The following is a 1,742-nucleotide window of genomic DNA, read 5'->3' on the forward strand; positions in this document are numbered from 1 at the left end:
GGGCTATATCGCGGTGGCCAAGCACCGCACGAAAGACCTCACCATCTGGCGGCAGGGCGACATCAACTATGTCGTCAACGCCGAGCCCGGCTCGCATGCGATGAAATTCGTCGACAGGCACGGCCCCTGCGCGGCTTCGATGGCATGGCGGGTGGTCGATGCCAAACACGCCTTCCACCATGCGGTCGCCAAGGGTGCCACACCTTACGAAGGCGCCGACAAGGCGCTGGACGTGCCGGCGATCGTGGGCATTGGCGGCTCGCTGCTCTATTTCATCGAGACCTACGGCAAGAAGGGTTCGGCCTATGATGCCGAGTTCGAGTGGCTGGGTGCGCGCGACCCGCGGCCGGAAGGCGTCGGCTTCTACTATCTCGATCACCTGACCCACAATGTCTATCGCGGCCAGATGGACAAATGGTGGGATTTCTACCGCAACCTGTTCGGCTTCAAGCAGATCCATTTCTTCGACATCGACGGCAAGATCACCGGCTTGGTCAGCCGCGCCATCACCTCGCCCTGCGGCAAGATCCGCATTCCGCTCAACGAGTCCAAGGACGAGACCAGCCAGATCGCCGAGTACCTGAAGAAGTACAATGGCGAAGGCATCCAGCACATCGCCGTCGGCACCGACGAAATCTACGAGGCCACCGACAGACTGGCCGAGAACGGGCTGAAGTTCATGCCCGGCCCGCCTGAAACCTACTACGACATGTCGTATGACCGCGTGAACGGCCATGACGAACCGATCGAGCGGATGAAGAAGCACGGCATCCTGATCGATGGCGAAGGCGTCGTCGACGGCGGCACGACCAAGATCCTGCTGCAGATATTCTCGAAAACCGTGATCGGGCCGATCTTCTTCGAGTTCATCCAGAGGAAGGGCGACGAAGGTTTTGGCGAAGGCAATTTCCGCGCGCTGTTCGAATCGATCGAGCAGGACCAGATCAAGCGTGGCGTGATCAAGGTTCAGGCGGCGGAATAGCCATCGAACTCACTTGCGGCCCGGCCAATTATGACCTAAATTCTGGTCATAAGAGGTCGTCTATGAATATCCCCATGGCAAAAGCGAAGGCTCAGCTTTCCGAATTGGTGAAACGTGCCCAGGCTGGCGAAGAGATCCATCTGACCAGACATGGAGAGGTTGTCGCAACCTTGAGCGCTCCCGTTCGGGCTGGTGGGAGCAAAGGCTTGCTTGGCGCCCTGAAAGGCCAGATTTGGATATCGGATGATTTTGATGAACTCGGTCCCGAATGGGACGAGTATATTAAATGAGCCGCAGATATCTGGTCGATACCCATATTCTGCTTTGGGTACTCAACGCCGATTCACGTCTTTCGGCGCGATATCTTTCTCACAGGCAAGGATGTGATCGTCAGCGCCGTCTCGGTGGCCGAGATCGCCATCAAGAAATCGCTCGGCAAAGTGACGCTCACAGGCGACATCGTGGACCTCCTGCGATCGAACGGGATTCCGATTCTCGGCGTAAACGAACTACACGCGGCGAGACTTGAACATCTGCCGCTTCACCACCGCGATCCCTTCGACCGCCTGCTTATTGCGCAGACCCAAATTGAAGGCCTGACGTTGATCTCCGCGGATCGGCAATTTTCAGCCTATGACGTCGTATTGGCCTGATCGCCCAAGCCCAGCCGCTTGACCTCTTTCGCCGGGCTGAAGAGACAATACCGCGCGGTAGAGTCGGTCGTTCGACCAGAGATTGTTGCCGGCCATGCTGCGCGGGT

The 1,742-nt window shown here is 58.0% G+C and carries 3 protein-coding genes and 1 pseudogene; 3 read left to right on the forward strand and 1 reads right to left on the reverse strand.

Annotation, left to right across the window (positions count from 1 at the left end):
• From hppD to EN969_RS29870, 3 genes are all read left to right on the forward strand, one after another.
• On the forward strand, positions 1 to 982 hold a 982-nt coding region (hppD, locus tag EN969_RS29860), incomplete at its 5' end, for a 4-hydroxyphenylpyruvate dioxygenase (protein ID WP_127419667.1).
• A gap of 62 nt (positions 983 to 1,044) precedes the next feature.
• Entirely contained in the window at positions 1,045 to 1,272 is a 228-nt protein-coding gene (locus tag EN969_RS29865) for a type II toxin-antitoxin system prevent-host-death family antitoxin (RefSeq protein ID WP_013532313.1), read from the forward strand.
• 93 nt (positions 1,273 to 1,365) lie between these two features.
• Positions 1,366 to 1,635 (forward strand): type II toxin-antitoxin system VapC family toxin, encoded by a 270-nt coding sequence (locus EN969_RS29870; RefSeq protein WP_244514291.1) that lies wholly within the window; start codon positions 1,366 to 1,368, stop codon positions 1,633 to 1,635.
• A 27-nt stretch (positions 1,636 to 1,662) separates the two neighbouring features.
• Here the strand turns inward: EN969_RS29870 and EN969_RS36350 are convergent.
• Positions 1,663 to 1,742: pseudogene (locus tag EN969_RS36350) on the reverse strand (damage-inducible protein DinB); the annotation flags it as partial.

It is taken from the genome of Mesorhizobium sp. M7A.F.Ca.CA.003.01.2.1, from assembly GCF_003998945.1.
In the GTDB taxonomy this organism is placed as follows: domain Bacteria; phylum Pseudomonadota; class Alphaproteobacteria; order Rhizobiales; family Rhizobiaceae; genus Mesorhizobium; species Mesorhizobium ciceri.